Genomic DNA, 17,219 nt, shown 5'->3' on the forward strand with positions numbered 1-17,219 from the left:
ATGTTCAGCCCCACCCTTACCGACCTCTTGCAAGCCGCCCTGGATGCCCGTCAATCGCTGATCGAGCGCCTCCATGCCGAGGACACCAATGCCTACCGGCTGTTCAATGGCAGCACCGAAAACCGGCCCGGCCTGACCGTCGACCGCTACGGCGACCTGCTGCTGATCCAGACTTTCCACGAGCCGCTGGATGGTCACGACCGCGCCGAGATCGAAAACTTCTACGCGGCCACCCTGCCCGGCCTGATCGCCGTCTATAACGACCGCAGCCGGGCCAACTCGCGGATCGGTAACCCGCTGCCGCCCGATGTGCTGGCCGAAGCGCTGAAAGCGCGCGAATTTCACGAGATGGGCATCCGCTATCTAGTCCAGGGCCGCCATGGCGGTCAGGATCCCTGGCTCTTCCTCGACATGCGTGCCGGGCGCCGGCGGGTGATGCAGGAGGCTGCCGGCAAATCGGTGCTCAACCTGTTCGCCTATACCTGCGGCATCGGGGTCGCGGCGGCCAAGGCCGGGGCGGCGCATGTGGTCAATGTGGACTTCGCCGAATCCAGCCTCAAGGTCGGCAAGGACAATGCCCGCCTCAATGATCTGCCGATCCGCCTGCGCTTCGTGCAGAGCGATGCCTTCGCCGCCATGCGCCAACTGGCCGGCATCGGTCAGCCGAACATGGTGCGCGGCAAGAAAATGCCGAATTTCCCCAAACTGGACGCCCACGTTTTCGATCTGGTCTTTCTCGACCCGCCGCGCTACGCCAAGAGCCCGTTCGGGGTGGTCGACATCATCAACGACTACGCCGCGCTGATGAAGCAGGCCCTGCTGTGCACGGCCGAAGGCGGCACACTGATCTGCTGTAACAACGCCGCTCAGCTGTCGCGCGATGTCTGGGCCGACCAGTTGCAGCGTTGCGCGAAAAAGGCGGGGCGGGCCGTTCGCACCCTGGAGTGGATCACGCCGGAAGAAGACTTTCCCAGCCATGACGGGCAGCCGCCGCTGAAAATCGCCCTGCTACGCGTCTAGTGCCAGCCTTTGCCTTTGTGGCACTAGGTTGCCTCAGGCTGGCAGATCGACGCCCTTGAGCTTGCGGTACATGTCGACGGCGTAGGAATCGGTCATTCCCGCGACGAAGTCCGCCACCTGCAACAGGCGGATATAGGGGTCGGGATCGGGCTCGCCGCCGTGGCCGAGGAACTGGGCCGGTAGCAGCTTGAGCAGCATGCGTTCGCGGGTGGTGAAACGACCGTGGCCGGCGCCCGCCTCCACGGCCTTCGAGAAGAGATCGAGCAAGGCACCCAGCACCTCGAAACCGGCGGTTTCAATTTCCAGTGCCGGGCGTGCCGTATAGATTGTTTCCTTGGCCAGCCTCAGGACCGCCTGCAGCGGAATGCCGACCGGCGACTGGGCGAGCAGTTCCTCGTCGAACTCGCCCTTGAGGATGGCTTCCTCGTTTGCCAGGAAGACGGCGGCGGCACTTTCCAGCAGACGGCCGATGGCCTTGGCGCGCAGGTATTCGAGACGCTCCTTCGGGTCGTGCAGACGATCCAGCCGACCGCCATTGACCGTATTGCCGGCCAGATCGGCGAGCAGACACTCGGCATCGCGATAGGGCACAAAACCCAGCTTGGCGGCATCTTCGAGATCGACGATCAGATAGCAGGTGTCGTCCGCCACTTCGACCAGGAAGGCCAGCGGATGACGGCGCCAGGCAGTGCCCGGAATGCGTTCGACGAGGCCGGTCGACTGCGCGACCTGGCGAAAGGCCTCGGCGTCCTGCTGGAAGAAGCCGAATTTCTTGCTGCTCTTGCCTTCCAGTTCCGTCTTGAGATGCGAGGGCCGCGGGTATTTGGTGAAGGTCGCCAGCACCGCGCTGGTCAGCTGCAGGCCCGGATTGGCCGGGCTTTGCAGCCGGGTGACGATGCGAAAGCCCTGGGCATTGCCTTCGTAACGCTCGAAATCGGCATGCTGGGCGGGGGTGAAGGGGTGGCGTTCGAGCAGGCCGGAAGTCCTGAACCATTCGCGAATGGCGTCCTCGCCGGCATGGCCGAAGGGCGGATTGCCGATATCGTGGGCCAGGCAGGCGGCGGCGACGATGGCCCCGAAATCGCCACTCTCGACGTGTTTCAGCCCATGCCGGGCAATGATCTCGCGCCCCACCACCGCTCCCAGCGAACGGCCGACGCAGCTCGCCTCCAGGCTATGCGTCAGGCGGGTACGGACGTAGTCGCTCTTCGAGAGAGGAAAGACCTGCGTCTTGTCCTTCAGGCGCCGGAAGGCGGAGGTGAAGACGATGCGGTCGTAATCCTGCTGGAAGGCGGTGCGCTCCGGTGTGCCCGGTGCCTTGCCGGCCCCCGGACGCTCGGCCGAGAGCAGTTTTTCCCAGATTTTTCGTTGGCTCATGAGCGCCAGTTTACCCGAGCTTCACTCCGCTTCGAGCACGGCCCGGACATCATCCGGGATAGCGACCGATTTTCCGCTCATGGTGTCCATCCAGACGATCTTGGCTGCACCTTCGGCATAGAGATCGCCGTCGATCAGCATCTCGACATGGCTTTGCACGCTGGAACGCCCGGGATGGCCGACAAAGGTGCGAACCTCGACGGTACCGGGATAGTTCATCGGCTTCAGAAATGTGCAACTGGCATTGATGATTACCGGCCCGCAGCCGCCCGGACGAACCGGAACGCCCATCGCCTCGATCCATTCGACCCGCGCCTGCTCCATGTAGCGGAAGTAAACCGTATTATTCACATGCCCATAGGCATCCATGTCGCCCCAGCGAATCGGCATCCTGGTTACGTGGATCAGTTTCTTTTTATGTTCCATGTCATTCAATTCCCGGAGGGGTTGATCAATGCGTTTCCATACTGTACCGTATTGAATGCACCACCACAATAAAACCAAGGAGACAACATGCAGCGCGAAGCCATGGAATTCGACGTCGTCATCGTGGGCGGCGGCCCGGCCGGACTGGCTTCGGCCATTCGCCTGAAACAGCTGGCGACTGAAAGCGGCACGGAACTCGGCGTCTGCCTGATCGAGAAAGGGGCTGAAATCGGGGCCCACATTCTCTCCGGCGCTGTCATGGACCCGCAGGCACTAACCGAGTTGCTACCCAACTGGAAAGCAGACGGCGCGCCGCTCAATGCCCCGGTGTCGGAAGACCGTTTCTTCATTCTTTCCGAAGACGGCGCCACCAAGATACCGAACAGCCTGCTCCCCAAGTGCTTTCATAACGAAGGCAACTACGTCATCTCACTCGGCAACGTCTGCCGCTGGCTGGGCGAACAGGCCGAAGCGCTGGGCGTCGAAATCTACCCGGGCTTTGCCGGTTCGGAAGTGCTGTTTGATGAGGCCGGCGCCGTGATGGGCGTCGCCACCGGCGACATGGGCCGTCTGCACGATGGTTCGGAAGGCCCCAACTTCCAGCCGGGCATGGAGCTGCATGCCAAGTACACCTTCTTTGCCGAAGGCTGCCGCGGCCATCTCGGCAAGCAGTTGCAGGCGCAATTCAATTTGAACGAGGGCGTCGATCCGCAAACCTATGGTATCGGCCTCAAGGAACTCTGGGAAATCCAGCCGGACAAGCATCAGCTAGGCCTCGTCGTGCATAGCGGCGGCTGGCCGATGGACTCGGCCACCTACGGCGGCGGCTTCCTTTATCACCTGGAAAACAACCAGGTCGCTGTCGGTTTCGTCGTCGGCCTCGGCTACAGCAATCCGCACCTTTCGCCCTACGAGGAATTCCAGCGCTTCAAGACCCACCCCAACATCCGCGCCTTCCTCGAGGGCGGCAAGCGTATCGCCTACGGCGCCCGAGCCTTGGCCGCCGGCGGCCTGCAGTCGCTGCCCAAGCTGACCTTCCCGGGCGGCGTGCTGGTCGGCGACGATGCCGGCTTCCTCAACGCCGCCCGCATCAAAGGTTCGCATTGCGCCATCAAATCCGGCGCGCTGGCTGCCGAAGCCTGTTTCGCGGCGCTCACCGGCGAACGCCAGCGCGACGAACTGGCCGCCTACCCGGAAGCCTTCAAGCAGAGCTGGCTGCATCAGGAACTGCATCAGGCGCGCAATTTCAAGCCGTGGATGAACAAGGGCCTGAAACTCGGCTCGGTGATGTTCGGCATCGACCAGTTGGTCTTCGGTGGCAAGGCGCCCTGGACCCTGCACAACACCATCCCCGACCATGCCAAGTTGAAGCCGGCCAGCGAATGCGCACCGATCCCCTACCCGAAACCGGACGGGATGATCACCTTCGACCGCCTGTCCTCGGTCTTCCTCTCCAGCACCAACCACGAGGAAGATCAGCCCTGCCATCTGCAACTGAAAGATGCCGGGGTGCCGATCCGCGTCAATCTGGCGACCTACGATGCCCCTGAACAGCGTTTCTGCCCGGCCGGCGTCTATGAAATCGTCAGTGACGAAAGCGGTGGCAACCCGCGCTTGCAGATCAACGCCCAGAACTGCGTGCACTGTAAAACCTGCGACATCAAGGATCCGACCCAGAACATCAACTGGGTGGTGCCACAAGGGGGTGAAGGGCCAACTTATCCGAATATGTGATACGCATCACCGAAGCCGCAACGAACCGCCCAAACTCGGCATCGGGTGAGTTCAAAGCGCCTTCTCGGTTTATAATTCGCCGGCTAAACCCCTTAGGGAGAACAAACACATGGGCTTTCTCGCCGACAAGAAGATTCTGATAACCGGTCTGCTGTCCAAGCATTCCATTGCCTATGGCATCGCCAAGGCATGCCATCGTGAAGGCGCCCAACTCGCCTTCTCGTACCAGAACGAGCGTTTCATCGACCGCATCAACAAGTTCGCCGCCGAATTCGACAGCACCCTGGTCTTCCCGCTGGACGTCAGCAGCGATGAACAGATCACCAACCTGTTCGTCGAACTCGGTAAGCATTGGGACGGACTGGATGGCCTGGTGCACTCCATCGCCTTCGCCCCGACCGAATCCATTGAAGGCGATTTCCTAGAAGGCATGTCACGCGACTCCTTCCGAATTGCCCACGAAATTTCCTCGTACAGCTACCCGGCGCTGGTCAAGGCCGCGCGGCCGATGATGCAGGGTCGCAAGAGCGCTGCTCTCGCCCTCTCCTATCTCGGTGCCGAGCGCACCATGCCGAACTACAACACCATGGGCCTGGCCAAGGCCAGCCTGGAAGCGGCCACCCGCTACCTGGCCTTCTGCCTCGGCCCCGAAGGCATCCGCGCCAACGCCATTTCGGCTGGCCCGATCAAGACGCTGGCTGCCTCCGGTATCGGCAACTTCGGCAAACTGCTGTCCTACAACTCGCACCATGCTCCGCTGCGCCGCAACGTGACCATCGATGAAGTCGGCAACGCCGCCGCCTTCCTGCTTTCCGATCTGTCCAGCGGCATTACCGGCGAAATCATGTACGTCGATGGCGGCATGAACACCACCGCCCTGGGCAACGCCGAGCCGCTGCCTGCATAAATAATCGCCCCGCAAGAGGCAATAAAAAACGCCGATCGGTGCAAACCGATCGGCGTTTTTCTTGACCTATCAACCCAAAGGGAAACGGGCCGTTTCCGGCCCGTTGGATACTTACTTTTCCTTGGCTTCCAGGGCGGCCTGGTTGATCTCGACTTTGTAACGGCTACGCAAGGCAGCCAGGTAGAGGCGCAGATCTTCCTGGGCCGACAGGTTGGCCAGTTGTCCGAGCAACGCCTGGCGACGGGCAGCATCCAGCTGTTCGCCGGAATTCACCTTGCTCAGCTTGAACAGCGCATAACCCGAACCCGGCAATTCGACACCGGTATAAGCCGGCAGCGTAGCACCATCCATCTTGAAAACGGCCGCCGCGGCTGGCGGCGGGATCATCCGCGAATCCAGGCGGGAAACACTCTTGGCGGCACCCCAGGCCAACTTGTCTTCGCCCTTCTTCAAGGCCTCGAGACGGGCTTCGCCATCCTTCTTGGCCTGGGCCTGGGCTTCCTGGCGCTTGAGCAGGGTTTCGATGCTCGCCTTGACGCCATCGAAGGGCTGCAAGCTTGCCGGCTTGTAGTCGACCAGGCGGGCGGCAACCAAGGTATTGGTAGCAATTTCGACGGCTTCGGTATTGCGCTTGTTCTTGATCGAATCTTCGGAGAACACGGCGGCCAGCAGCTTTTCATTGGCCAGTGGGCCATTGGCCGGATTTGCCTGACGCCCCAGCCAGTCGGACTGCTTGATGGTCAGCTTGAACTTCTCGGCCACCGGCTTCAGGCTGTCGGCCTGCTCGTAGACCGTATTGCTGAAGGCTTCGGCCGCTTCGGCAAACTTGCGGGAAGCACCCGCCAGTTTCAATTCGCTTTCGATCTCGCCCTTGACTTCGGCAAAGGGTTTTTCCTTGGCGGCGTGAATACCAGTCACCTTGATGATGTGAAAACCGAAATCGGATTCGACGACACCGGAAATTTCGCCTTCCTTCATGTTGAAAGCCGTCTCTTCGAAGGCCTTGACCATCATGCCGCGCCCGAAGAAACCCAGATCGCCGCCCTTGGCAGCAGAACCCGGATCATCGGAATTTTTCTTGGCCAGATCTGCGAAGCCGGCCGGATTCTTCTGGACGTCCTTGAGCAGCACCTCAGCCTTTGTCTTCGCCTTGTCCTTGCCCAGCTTTTCCGACGCAATCAGGATATGGCTGGCCCGGCGCTCTTCCGGCTGCCGGAATTTGTCCTTGTGACCGTCGTACCAGGCCTTGATTTCAGCCTCGCTAACCGTCAGCTGGGTGCCGATGGTCTCCATCGACAGCACCACATATTCGGCCTTGGCCTGCTCGGGCAATTCGAATTGTTTGCTGTTTTCGTCGTAGAACTTCCGTACCGCACCGTCCGCCAGCTTGACCTTGTCCAGATAGGCATCCAGCCCGAGGCGGAACTCCATTACTTCGCGCTTTTCGGTCTGCAGCGCCAGCAGTCGATCGCTGACCGTATGTGCCATCAGGCTAGACTGGCTGATGGCACCGGCCAGTTGTTGCAACGTCATGTCCTGGCGCAGTTGCGCCTCGAATCCGGCCGGCGACATGCCCTGCCCGCGCAGTGCAGCTTCGTAGCGTTCGGCAGAAAACTGACCGTCGACCTTGAAGGCATCGATGCCGCCGATTGTCCGGCGAATCGCTTCGTCGCTGACAAACATGTGCTTCTTGTTGGCCTCGAGCATCAACAGGCGCTGATTGATCAGATCGTCGAGGATCGCGTTACGGGCCTCCGGATTGTCGAGCAACTTCGGGTCGAACTGGGCGCCCAGTTGGGTGCGCAGACGGTCCTGCTGATCGCGTACCGACTGCTGGAACTGCTGCTGGGTGATCTTGATGTCGCCGATCGTGGCCACTTCGTCGCCCGAGCCGACGTTGTTCATGTAGGAATCAACGCCAAAAAAGGCAAAAGGCAGAATGATCAGACCGAGAAATACCTGGACGATTCTTTTATTGTTGCGGACTGCGTCGAACATGAGGAGAGGAATCCTTCAAAGTCGTTCAAGAAGGCAAGGCGCAGCTTGCCCAAAAAAGGGTGAATGATACCGTATTTGCCCGGCCCCAATTTGATGCAATCAGGCCCGGGATATCACCGCGCCCAGCCGGCGGACGGCATCCTCGATTTCCGGACCGTGCGGGTTGCCGCAGTTCAGGCGCAGGCAGTTGCGGTACATGCCGCTGGCCGAAAACAGCTCGCCCGGCACATAGGCCAGATTCTCGGCAATGGCGCGTTCGTAAAGCGCCGTCGTATCGAACTCTTCCGGCAGTTCAACCCACAGCACGTAGCCGCCCTGCGGCTGCGAAATACGCGTTGCCGCCGGAAAATGGCGACCAACCGCCGCCCGCATGCTCTCCACCTGGCGTTCATAGCTGCGCCGCAGCGTGCGCAGATGGCGTTCATAGGCGCTCGATTCGAGATATTCGGCCAGCACGTTCTGGGTAATCGGATTGGTCCCGCCGCTGGTGATGGTCTTCTGCAGGGCGATCGCCGAGCGATAACGACCAGCCGCAACGAAGCCTATGCGCAACGCCGGGGTCAGGCTCTTCGAAAAAGACGAGCACAGCATCACATTGCCAACCATATCGAAAGCCTTGATCGGCCATGGCCGCTGTGGCCCGAAATGCAGGTCGCCGTAGATATCGTCCTCAATCACCGGAACACCACGGCTGGCAGCCAGGGCCGCCAGCTGGCGCTTCTTGTCATCCGGCATCATGCTGCCCAGCGGATTGCTGGCATTCGGCACGAGCAGACAGGCGGCAACACCGCCGTTGCGGGTCGCCAGTTCGAGCGCTTCGACCGAGAGGCCGTGACGCGGATCGGTCGGAATCTCCAGCGCCTTGAGACCGAGTGTTTCGAGCAGTTGCAGCATCAGGTAATAACCCGGCGACTCCACCGCCACGGTATCGCCCGGCTTGGTCACAGCACGCAGGCAGAGGCCAAGAGCCTCGGTGCAGGAATTGGTGATCACGATCTCGTCACCGGCCAAGGGCCCGCCCCAGGCCAGCGAACGGCGCACCAACTGGCGGACCAGCGCCGGCTCGTCCATGTTGATGTGACTGCCACCTTCGAGCAACTTCGGGTGACGACGGGCAACCCCGGCATACAGACGGTGCAGCGCTGCCACCGGCAACAGCGAGGCAGCCGGCAAAGCCGCCGCCAGCGGCGCTACCAATGGCCGGCAACCGGCCTGAAGAACGCGGACCAGACGCTGCGTGACATCTACCGGCACCGCCGTCTCCGGCGTCGAGCGCTGCGCCGGCTCGGCCCGCACCGGCCCGGGCCGGCGAACGAAATAGCCGGACTGCGGCCGGGCCTCGACCAGCCCGCGATTCTCCAGCTGGCGCAAGGCCTGGACCACGGTCGACACGGATAGCCGCCGCTCCACCGACAAACGACGAACCGACGGCAGACGGTCGCCATGACGCAAGGCACCATTGGCAATCATGCCCTCCAGTTCCGAGGCCAATCTTTCGTAGCGCAACAAGTCAGTCATTTCGCATTACCAGTACAGTTGGCGGCAACGACAACCAGTACAGTATAAACAACAGCAAACTGTACTGATCACAATTAAACTTTATTGCCACTGTATCATGCGTTTTCGCCGACCTAAACTTTCTCCCATAACGATAGCTAGAGAGAGCCATGAAAATCGACTTGAAGTCTGGCGAGGTCTGCTTGAGCGACAACCATCCGATCTGCCTGCGCCAGGCGCGCGGCCTGTGTGTAACCAGCACGGCCGGCACGATCTGGATCACCGTCACCGGCGAACCCGGAGATACCTTTCTCGAACCCGGCCAGACCTACGAAGTGAGCAGCAACGGATTGGCGATCATCGAAAGCATCGGCAACGGGCGCGTCCGCTTGACAAAACCCAAGTTATTTTCCGGCCTGCGGCAGCAGGCCGTGGAAATCCTGCGCCAGCTAAAGCCCCATGAAAAAACCGGCCGCAGCGGGCCGGTTTCCCTTAAGCCGTGAACGATCAAAAATCGCCCTTGACGATGGGAAAGCCCAGGGCGTCCCAATCCAGCATGCCGCCGCGGTAGTAGTAGATCTTGTCGACCGGAAAGCCATCGCGCACCATGGCGACGATCGCCGTCGGGCTTTGCGGGCAGACCGGACCGTTACAGAAGGCATAAACCTTCTTGGCCTTGACGCAATCCCACTTGCCGCCCTGCTTGGCGCAGCCCAATTCATTCATGCGCCCGGAAACCTCGGTATAGGGAATGTGATACGAATTCGGAATCGTGCCCTTCATGCGATCCTCAGGTTCGCGCATGTCTACGATAAGCGCCTCCTTGTCGTTCATGGCCTGCAGCAGTTCGATTTCGGTCACCGGATGAACCCCGGGAACCGGGATCAGGGGTTGCAGCCAGCCTTTATTCTTGGCGCATGGGGTCATTGTCCGGGTGATCTCGAACGGGCCATTTTTTGTTTGCACCACGAATTTGGTGTCGGTGCCGATGATGCGCAACAACTCCTTGTCCTGAGCCGTCGCAGCCAACGCCAGTGTCGACATAGCCAATCCAGCAAGTACTCTCTTCATTGTCAAATCCTCCTCAAGATTTTTGGAATGAAACCGAGGCGAGAATTTACAATATATAAGCACTTGCGTATATCGTAATTTACTACTTATAAAAACGAACAAGCAGTGCCGCAACTGCGGTTTTTGCCGCCGCGCGAAAAATACGTAGCATGGCAAGCACGAGCGTTTTCCCTGGAGCCACGATGCCCAATGCCAACCACCACTTTTTCGGCAATCGCGTCAGTCTGCTGGTCGGCGACCTCACCGAACAACGGGTCGATGCAGTCGTCAATGCCGCCAACAGCAGCCTGCTCGGCGGCGGCGGGGTCGATGGCGCCATCCATCGCCGGGGCGGCCCGGCCATCCTCGATGCCTGCCGTGAAGTCCGGCGAGAAAATTGGCCAAACGGCCTGCCGACCGGCGAGGTGGTCGCCACCACGGGCGGCGCCCTGCCCGCCCGCTATGTCATCCATGCCGTCGGCCCGATCTACGGCGCCCATCGCGGCGAAGAAGCCGTCCTGCTAGCCGCTTGTTACCGCAACGCCATTCGCCTCGCCAATCAGCTTCAACTGACCAGCATCGCCTTCCCGGCTATCTCCACCGGCGTCTACGGTTACCCGCCGGAGAAGGCCGCAGCGGTTGTTTCCCGGGCATTACGCGTGACCATGACTGAGTTCACGGACATTGAAGAAGTACGACTGGTTTTCTTCAATACTCCCGCACTCGAAGTTTTCATCGCCCATCAGCAATTTACCGACTGACCCGGGCCCTCGCTCTGCGGCATAATTCGGGCTTCGGCGGGCGATGGCAGTTTCTCCGCCCTCAGCCTTCAACCAAACGGAGACCCCGCACATGACGCGTATCGATATCGACGGCGCCATACGCTTGCACAATCACTGGCGGCGCCAGTTCATCAACGCCTTCGCCGGCGGCAACTACGCCGACATGCCGCTCTCCGAACATCGCGGCTGCACCCTCGCCAGTACCTTGAAAGATATTGCTGACGCCGTGATCGAAACGGCCGACTACCAGCAACTCGTCGCCATTCACGACCACTTTCACGCCTTGGCCAACGATATCGTCGAACTCAGCAACAATGGTCTCGGCGACGCCGCCGACCTGCTTCTTCCCGAGCTCAACGAAGCCTCGCATCAACTGGTCGGACAACTCGACAAGCTGCGCACTGCACTGACTCCGAAATAACGAGGCGGCGAGGCACCGCCCCCTCCGCTGCCAAGCCAATCAAGTGTGACTTGAGCCCGATCAGTTGCGCGTCACCTTGCACTCATTGGCGAGGGGCGTCCACTATTGGTGTCCATCAAGACACCCTTCCAGGGCAGGTCAATCCAAAGCAAGCCGTTTTTCCGGTCCTCATAGCGCGGGAGGCCGGAGGTGGAATCGTGGCGTTGCAGCGTGTGACGATTGCCCTGCCAGTTGAGTTCGATCGAATTGGGATTCCGCACATCGCGCAGAATTTCGACCTTCCTGCCCAACTCGCAACCATACACCCCGCTGGCCAGTCGAAAATTCAGTTGCTTGCCATTGGCAGCCTCGTCGCGAGTCGAAGCAGTTGCCGGCATTGGCTCAGTCGTAACGCAGGCGCTCAACATCGCAAACAGGGCAGCCAGGGCAACTGCTGATATTTTCAACCCGGTCATCTGCTCTCCTCTGCGTACCAACGCATGCGCCGCATCGCACCATTGCCGGCACGTTTTTCCGGCCTCAAGGCGATGATGCCTATCGCTATGGCTGAGACAACAGCGCGTATTCATGGTTCGCGGCCGCGTATCTTGGCGGTCGTCGACAGGGAGTACCGCCGGATAAACCCGTTTACGGCCGGATGCGAGTCGGTGAGAGCCGCCGAATCTGTGCCCCCAATAGCTGACGAAAGCACGGACTATGCAGGCACACGCCGCCTGCAAGTCCAACCGCGGAACCCAGCACGGTATCGAACAAGCGAGCCTGAAGCAGCGCATCTGGCGCGCCCAGACCAAACTGGGCGGCCTCAGCCAGCAAGATGGTCAGGGGTGTAATGAAGATCGTTGCCAAGCCATAGTGACGCACCACCAGCGTCTCGATCACGAAGGCCAAGGCCATCATCAACAGCGAAACGCCCCATTTATCCAGCGGCAGCATCAGCAAGCCCCAAGCCAGAAACAAGCCGATAACGGTGCCGGCTATACGGTGAACCTGCCTCGTCCAGACAGCGCGTAGCGAGGCCCCCTGGATTACAGCCAGACAGCTCACCGGCACCCAATACGGGCGCTCCAGTTGCAATGCATGAGCCAAGGCCAGCGAGATGCCGACGAATACCCCGATAACGATTGAGTCAAATACGACAAAATCGAAGGTTGCTTGCGGTAAAGGCTTGACTGGCTGCGCAGCCTCCCGGCGCAGGGTGTAGAGACTGTAGAAGAACGCAATCAGACAGGCTTGCAGGCTCCCTAAAGTCAGCAGTCCGACAAACAGGGGGACTTGCCCAACCTCGATCGGCGAATAGGCCCCGATGGCCGATGCCATGATGAAAAACAGGCTGCCCGGCGGCCCAAGCACAAAGAAGCGACATACCATCGAAACCAGGATGGCAATGAAGGTCAGTACCGGCACCAGCAGCACCGGAAAAAAATGGCTGACCACCCCCAGCGCGTAGCAGGCACTCATGCCAAAGGCACACGCCATCAGCGACACCATGCGATGAGATAGGGGCGTATTGGGAGAATAGAGGAAGACCAGCCCCCCCAGAGATGAGGCCAGTCCGTAATCCAGATGCTCGAAATAGGCACCGACCAGAAGCGGCAGACCAGTCGCCAGCGCCGCACAGAACGGCATCTGCCAGCGCCGGTCGCTGGCGTTGATTGTCGCCAGATGGAGCATTTCCCGGCGCATGAGCGCTTGGAATTTCTCCCATCTTCGCAAGCCCATCGCCAAGCCGCCTTTCGCGCGTAGATACCAGTTACAGGAAGCCCATTTTACATAGTTGGCCCCAGAGCCTCGGCATCGGCGTCATTGCTGAGGGCGCTGAAACCAAAGCGCAAGGGACGGCCTGGCTAATGCCGGATGCCAGGCCTATCAGGGCAACTTTTTCAGCCGCCCGCTACCACTGGAAAAATCCGACGCGTTCGCGCCAACCCGGCTGTGACAAGCAACATGCCCAGCCGGGGTTATTGCTGACGCGAATCAGCGCACCCAGCGCCGGGCGTTGCGGAACATCCGCATCCACGGCGAATCCTCGCCCCAGTTTTCCGGGTGCCAGGACATCTGCACGGTGCGGAAGACGCGTTCCGGGTGCGGCATCATGATCGTGAAGCGACCGTCTTCGGTGGTCACCGCGGTGAGACCGTCCGGCGAACCGTTCGGGTTGTACGGATAGGCTTCGGTCGGCTCGCCCTTGTTGTCGACGTAGCGCAGCGCCGCGACCACCTGCTCCTGGTCGTCCGGATTGTCGAACACCGCCCTGCCCTCGCCATGCGACACGACGATGGGAATACGCGAGTTTTCCATGCCGCGGAAGAACAGCGACGGCGACTCCATGACTTCGGCCATCACGAAACGGGCCTCGAACTGTTCGACCTTGTTGCGGCGGAAAGCCGGCCAGTGTTCGGCGCCGGGGATGATGGACTTCAGCGCGCTCATCATCTGGCAGCCGTTGCAGACGCCCAGCGCAAAGGTGTCCTCGCGCTTGAAGAAGCGGGCGAATTCGTCGCGGCAACCGTCGTGCATCAGGATGGTCTTGGCCCAGCCCTGACCGGCACCCAGCACGTCGCCGTAAGAGAAGCCACCGCAGGCGACCAGGCCCTTGAAATCCCTGAGGCTGACGCGGCCGGCCAGGATGTCGCTCATATGCACATCGACCGCGGCAAAGCCGGCCTTGTCGAAGGCGGCGGCCATTTCGTAATGGCTGTTGACGCCCTGCTCGCGCAGGATGGCGACACGCGGCCGCTCGCCGAGCTCCTGATAAACCTGGGTGAAATCTTCCTGCGGGTCGAAGGTCAGCCAGGGATTCAGGCCGGGGTCCTTGGTATCGAGGATGCGGTCGAACTCCTGCTGGGCGCAGCTCGGGTTGTCGCGCAGGGTCTGCATCTGATAACTGGTTTCCGACCAGGCGCGTTGCAGGTCGACGCGCTTTTCGCGCAGCAACTTCTTGGCATTGCGGATGACGCGGATTTCGTCCCACTCGTTCATGTAGCCGACGAAATGGTAGGGCACGCGCAGGGCGCGCAGCACCGGCGTGACCTTTTCGCGGTCGGCACGGCGGATCTGGATCAGGGCGCCGAGTTCTTCGTTGAACAAGGCCCGGACGCAGTTCTCGAAATCACGGCCGGCCAGCAGGTTGGTCAGCTTTTCGCTGCCGTCGGTATCGCCGACGACCGGGTCGTAGCAGATGCCGTCGAGGTCCAGCGTCACGCCACGACGGCTGGCGAAGGCCATTTCGACGGCCGCCGTAAACAGGCCGCCGTCGGAGCGGTCGTGGTAAGCGAGCAGCAGGCCGTCGCGGTTGAGCTTCTGCACGGCATCGAACAGGCCCTTGAGCTTGGCCGGATCATCGACATCCGGTGCATCGCTGCCCGTGGCGTTGTACACCTGGGCCAGACAGGAGCCGCCGAGGCGGTTCTTGCCGAGGTCTAGCAGCAGGAGATCGGTTTCGCCCTGATCGACAGCCAGTTGCGGGGTTTTCGTCTGGCGCACGTCGTTTACCGCGGCAAACGAGGTAACGACCAGCGACAGCGGCGAGACGACCTGCTTCTTTTCGCCGCCCTCGTCCCAGGCGGTGCGCATCGACAGCGAATCCTTGCCGACCGGGATCGAGACACCGATCGCCTTGCACAGGTCGGAAACCGCTTCGACGGTATCGAACAGGCGTGCATCTTCACCGGCGACGCCGCACGGCGCCATCCAGTTGGCGGAGAGCTTGACCTTGCCCAGTTCGCCGACATCGGCCGCAGCCAGGTTGGTCAACGCTTCGCCGATTGCCATGCGTCCGGAAGCCGGGGCATCGAACACGGCGAGCGGGGTGCGCTCGCCCATGGCGAAGGCTTCGCCGAGATAGCCTTGGTAGCCCATCGTCGTCACCGCGACGTCGGCCACCGGCACCTGCCACGGGCCGACCATCTGGTCGCGGGCGGTCATGCCGCCGACCGAGCGGTCGCCGATCGAGATCAGGAAAGTCTTGTCGGCGATGGTCGGCAGACGCATCAGGCGATAAGCGGCCTCTTTCAGTTCGATCGAGGCGGCATCGAAGGAGACGAAGCTTTCCGGCTCATGCTTGACGTCACGGGTCATGCGCGGCGGCTTGCCGAGCAGCGCTTCCATTTCCATGTCGACCGGGTTGACGCCGAAATGGGCGTCGGTCACGGTCAGGTGGCCGTCGCCGGTCGCTTCACCGACGACAGCGAACGGGCAGCGCTCGCGCTTGCACATGGCTTGGAATTCGGCGATGCGATTCGGCGGAATGGCCAGCACGTAGCGCTCCTGCGATTCGTTAGACCAGATTTCGGCCGGCGACATGCCCGGCTCTTCGGTCGGCACCTTGCGCAGATCGAAAATGGCGCCGACGCCGCCCGAGTGGGCCAGTTCCGGCAGGGCGTTGGAAACGCCGCCGGCACCGACGTCATGCACCGACAAAATCGGATTGTTCTTGCCCATCTGCCAGCAGCGGTCGATGACTTCCTGCGCCCGCCGCTGGATTTCCGGGTTGCCGCGCTGGACGGAGGCGAAATCGAGGTCTTCGGCATTGGCACCGGCCGTCATCGACGAAGCGGCACCGCCACCGAGGCCGATCAGCATGCCGGGACCACCGAGTTGGACGAATTTCGTGCCGACCGGGAAAGTTTCGTCCTTGAACGACTGTTCAGCCTGGATGCTGCCCAGGCCGCCGGCGATCATGATCGGCTTGTGGTAGCCGCGCACCGTGCCGGCGACATCCTGCTCATAGGTGCGGAAATAGCCGGTCAGGTTCGGGCGGCCGAATTCGTTGTTGAAGGCGGCGGCGCCGATCGGGCCTTCGAGCATGATGTCCAAGGCCGAGGCGATGCGCGACGGCCGACCGTAAGCATGCTCCCACGGCTGCGGCGCATCCGGCAGGTTCAGGTTGGAAACCGAGAAACCACAGAGGCCGGCCTTCGGCTTGGAACCTTTGCCGGTGGCGCCTTCGTCGCGAATTTCGCCGCCGGAGCCGGTGGAAGCGCCCGGGAACGGGGAAATCGCCGTCGGGTGGTTGTGGGTCTCGACCTTGGTCAGGATGTGGGTCAGCTCTTCCTTGTAGGAATAGCCACGGTCGGCATCCGGGTAGAAACGGTTGATCGTCGCGCCTTCGATGATCGACGCGTTGTCGGCATAGGCCATGACCGTGCCTTGCGGGTTGGCAGCATGCGTTTCGCGGATCATGCCGAACAGCGTCTTGTCCTTGGCTTGCCCGTCGATCACCCAGGAAGCGTTGAAGATTTTGTGACGGCAGTGCTCGGAATTGGCCTGAGCGAACATCATCAGCTCAACGTCGGTCGGGTTGCGGCCAGCCTTGTTGAAGATGTCCAGCAGGTAATCGATTTCGTCGTCGGACAGCGCCAGGCCGAGCAAACCGTTGGCCTCGACCAAGGCGGCTTTGCCACCCTTGAGCACGTCGACGGTATTCAGCGGCTTCGGTTCGAAATGGCGGAACAGTTCGCCGGCGGCCTCGAAACCGGGCAGCACCGATTCGGTCATCCGGTCGTGCAGCAAGCCGGCAACGGTCTTCTTTTCCTCGGCCGTCAGCGCCCGGCCACCCTTGACCTCGACGTGGAAGGCGACGACGCGTTCGATGCGCTCGATGGCATCGAGATCGCAATTCCAGGCAATGTCAGTGGCCTTCGACGACCATGGCGAAATGGTGCCGATGCGCGGTGCCACCAGGAACAGCTCGCCGATTTCAGCCGCGGCCGCCTTCTCTTCTAGCAGCGTCGCCAGCTTGACGCGCTCGTCGGTGTTCAGCTCGCGCTTCTGCGCCACGACGTGCCAGTAATCGGCACCTACCCGTTCGATATCCGACACGGCCGCGACCAGGCGGGCTTGCAGGCGTTGCAGACGGAAGGCGGAAAAGGCGGCGTCGCCCTTGAGGCAAAGAATGTCGGCCATGGAGAGGTGATTTCTGGTTAGGCGGGGAGGCCGGCATTATACCCGAGGCCGGGGTAAAGCCCGCCAATGCCCCACAGCCGCCACGTTTCGCCCGAGCGATCGA

At 61.3% G+C, this 17,219-nt stretch carries 14 protein-coding genes; 6 read left to right on the plus strand and 8 right to left on the minus strand.

Translation table 11 applies throughout. The features are described from left to right. Positions 1 to 1,020, plus strand: a complete 1,020-nt coding sequence (locus NQE15_RS16235; RefSeq protein ID WP_265942695.1) for a class I SAM-dependent rRNA methyltransferase — start codon at positions 1 to 3, stop codon at positions 1,018 to 1,020. A 33-nt stretch (positions 1,021 to 1,053) separates the two neighbouring features. Here the strand turns inward: NQE15_RS16235 and dgt are convergent, their stop codons facing one another. Continuing rightward, positions 1,054 to 2,397, minus strand: a complete 1,344-nt coding sequence (gene dgt, locus NQE15_RS16240) for a dGTP triphosphohydrolase (RefSeq protein WP_265942696.1) — start codon at positions 2,395 to 2,397, stop codon at positions 1,054 to 1,056. A 21-nt stretch (positions 2,398 to 2,418) separates the two neighbouring features. Next, on the minus strand, positions 2,419 to 2,823 hold the full coding sequence (locus NQE15_RS16245; RefSeq protein WP_265942697.1) for an acyl-CoA thioesterase: 405 nt from the start codon (positions 2,821 to 2,823) through the stop codon (positions 2,419 to 2,421). A gap of 87 nt (positions 2,824 to 2,910) precedes the next feature. Between NQE15_RS16245 and NQE15_RS16250 the strand changes: the two genes are divergently transcribed. After that, a complete protein-coding gene (locus NQE15_RS16250) occupies positions 2,911 to 4,557 on the plus strand; it encodes an electron transfer flavoprotein-ubiquinone oxidoreductase (protein ID WP_265942698.1) in 1,647 nt (548 codons plus the stop codon). A gap of 109 nt (positions 4,558 to 4,666) precedes the next feature. After that, positions 4,667 to 5,464, plus strand: coding sequence for an SDR family oxidoreductase (locus NQE15_RS16255; RefSeq protein ID WP_265942699.1), 798 nt, complete (start codon positions 4,667 to 4,669; stop codon positions 5,462 to 5,464). 111 nt (positions 5,465 to 5,575) lie between these two features. Here NQE15_RS16255 and NQE15_RS16260 read toward each other — a convergent pair whose 3' ends face one another. Both NQE15_RS16260 and NQE15_RS16265 read right to left on the minus strand, forming a co-directional pair. Beyond that, positions 5,576 to 7,462 (minus strand): SurA N-terminal domain-containing protein, encoded by a 1,887-nt coding sequence (locus tag NQE15_RS16260; protein ID WP_265942700.1) that lies wholly within the window; start codon positions 7,460 to 7,462, stop codon positions 5,576 to 5,578. A gap of 99 nt (positions 7,463 to 7,561) precedes the next feature. Then, positions 7,562 to 8,980, minus strand: coding sequence for a PLP-dependent aminotransferase family protein (locus NQE15_RS16265; RefSeq protein ID WP_265942701.1), 1,419 nt, complete (start codon positions 8,978 to 8,980; stop codon positions 7,562 to 7,564). Between the two features lie 149 nt (positions 8,981 to 9,129). Here NQE15_RS16265 and NQE15_RS16270 point away from each other — a divergent pair, with 149 nt between their 5' ends. Then, entirely contained in the window at positions 9,130 to 9,462 is a 333-nt protein-coding gene (locus NQE15_RS16270; RefSeq protein WP_265942702.1) for a DUF2917 domain-containing protein, read from the plus strand. A gap of 4 nt (positions 9,463 to 9,466) precedes the next feature. Here NQE15_RS16270 and NQE15_RS16275 read toward each other — a convergent pair whose 3' ends face one another. After that, entirely contained in the window at positions 9,467 to 10,030 is a 564-nt protein-coding gene (locus NQE15_RS16275; protein WP_265942703.1) for a rhodanese-like domain-containing protein, read from the minus strand. A gap of 182 nt (positions 10,031 to 10,212) precedes the next feature. Between NQE15_RS16275 and NQE15_RS16280 the strand changes: the two genes are divergently transcribed. Continuing rightward, the gene (locus tag NQE15_RS16280) at positions 10,213 to 10,770 is read left to right on the plus strand and encodes an O-acetyl-ADP-ribose deacetylase (RefSeq protein WP_265942704.1); all 558 of its coding nucleotides are present in this window, start codon (positions 10,213 to 10,215) and stop codon (positions 10,768 to 10,770) included. A gap of 91 nt (positions 10,771 to 10,861) precedes the next feature. Beyond that, complete coding sequence (locus NQE15_RS16285; protein WP_265942706.1) at positions 10,862 to 11,212, plus strand: CZB domain-containing protein; 351 nt, start codon at positions 10,862 to 10,864, stop codon at positions 11,210 to 11,212. A gap of 71 nt (positions 11,213 to 11,283) precedes the next feature. On the opposite strand, the gene NQE15_RS16290 is transcribed toward NQE15_RS16285, so the two are convergent. The 3 genes from NQE15_RS16290 to purL all read right to left on the minus strand — a co-directional run bounded on the left by NQE15_RS16290 (position 11,284) and on the right by purL (position 17,116). After that, the gene (locus NQE15_RS16290) at positions 11,284 to 11,667 is read right to left on the minus strand and encodes a hypothetical protein (protein WP_265942708.1); all 384 of its coding nucleotides are present in this window, start codon (positions 11,665 to 11,667) and stop codon (positions 11,284 to 11,286) included. A gap of 172 nt (positions 11,668 to 11,839) precedes the next feature. Continuing rightward, complete coding sequence (locus NQE15_RS16295) at positions 11,840 to 12,895, minus strand: FUSC family protein (protein WP_265942710.1); 1,056 nt, start codon at positions 12,893 to 12,895, stop codon at positions 11,840 to 11,842. Positions 12,896 to 13,186: 291 nt separating this feature from the next. Continuing rightward, the gene (gene purL / locus NQE15_RS16300) at positions 13,187 to 17,116 is read right to left on the minus strand and encodes a phosphoribosylformylglycinamidine synthase (protein ID WP_265942712.1); all 3,930 of its coding nucleotides are present in this window, start codon (positions 17,114 to 17,116) and stop codon (positions 13,187 to 13,189) included. Between the last annotated feature and the right edge of the window lie 103 nt (positions 17,117 to 17,219).

Source organism: Dechloromonas sp. A34 (genome assembly GCF_026261605.1).
Classification (GTDB): Bacteria; Pseudomonadota; Gammaproteobacteria; order Burkholderiales; family Rhodocyclaceae; genus Azonexus.

Coding starts and splice junctions, on each gene's coding strand:
- NQE15_RS16235 (WP_265942695.1), top strand. CDS start 1: ATGTTCAGCCCCACCCTTACCGACCTCTTGCAAGCCGCCCTGGATGCC.
- dgt (WP_265942696.1), bottom strand. CDS start 2,397: ATGAGCCAACGAAAAATCTGGGAAAAACTGCTCTCGGCCGAGCGTCCG.
- NQE15_RS16245 (WP_265942697.1), bottom strand. CDS start 2,823: ATGGAACATAAAAAGAAACTGATCCACGTAACCAGGATGCCGATTCGC.
- NQE15_RS16250 (WP_265942698.1), top strand. CDS start 2,911: ATGCAGCGCGAAGCCATGGAATTCGACGTCGTCATCGTGGGCGGCGGC.
- NQE15_RS16255 (WP_265942699.1), top strand. CDS start 4,667: ATGGGCTTTCTCGCCGACAAGAAGATTCTGATAACCGGTCTGCTGTCC.
- NQE15_RS16260 (WP_265942700.1), bottom strand. CDS start 7,462: ATGTTCGACGCAGTCCGCAACAATAAAAGAATCGTCCAGGTATTTCTC.
- NQE15_RS16265 (WP_265942701.1), bottom strand. CDS start 8,980: ATGACTGACTTGTTGCGCTACGAAAGATTGGCCTCGGAACTGGAGGGC.
- NQE15_RS16270 (WP_265942702.1), top strand. CDS start 9,130: ATGAAAATCGACTTGAAGTCTGGCGAGGTCTGCTTGAGCGACAACCAT.
- NQE15_RS16275 (WP_265942703.1), bottom strand. CDS start 10,030: ATGAAGAGAGTACTTGCTGGATTGGCTATGTCGACACTGGCGTTGGCT.
- NQE15_RS16280 (WP_265942704.1), top strand. CDS start 10,213: ATGCCCAATGCCAACCACCACTTTTTCGGCAATCGCGTCAGTCTGCTG.
- NQE15_RS16285 (WP_265942706.1), top strand. CDS start 10,862: ATGACGCGTATCGATATCGACGGCGCCATACGCTTGCACAATCACTGG.
- NQE15_RS16290 (WP_265942708.1), bottom strand. CDS start 11,667: ATGACCGGGTTGAAAATATCAGCAGTTGCCCTGGCTGCCCTGTTTGCG.
- NQE15_RS16295 (WP_265942710.1), bottom strand. CDS start 12,895: ATGCGCCGGGAAATGCTCCATCTGGCGACAATCAACGCCAGCGACCGG.
- purL (WP_265942712.1), bottom strand. CDS start 17,116: ATGGCCGACATTCTTTGCCTCAAGGGCGACGCCGCCTTTTCCGCCTTC.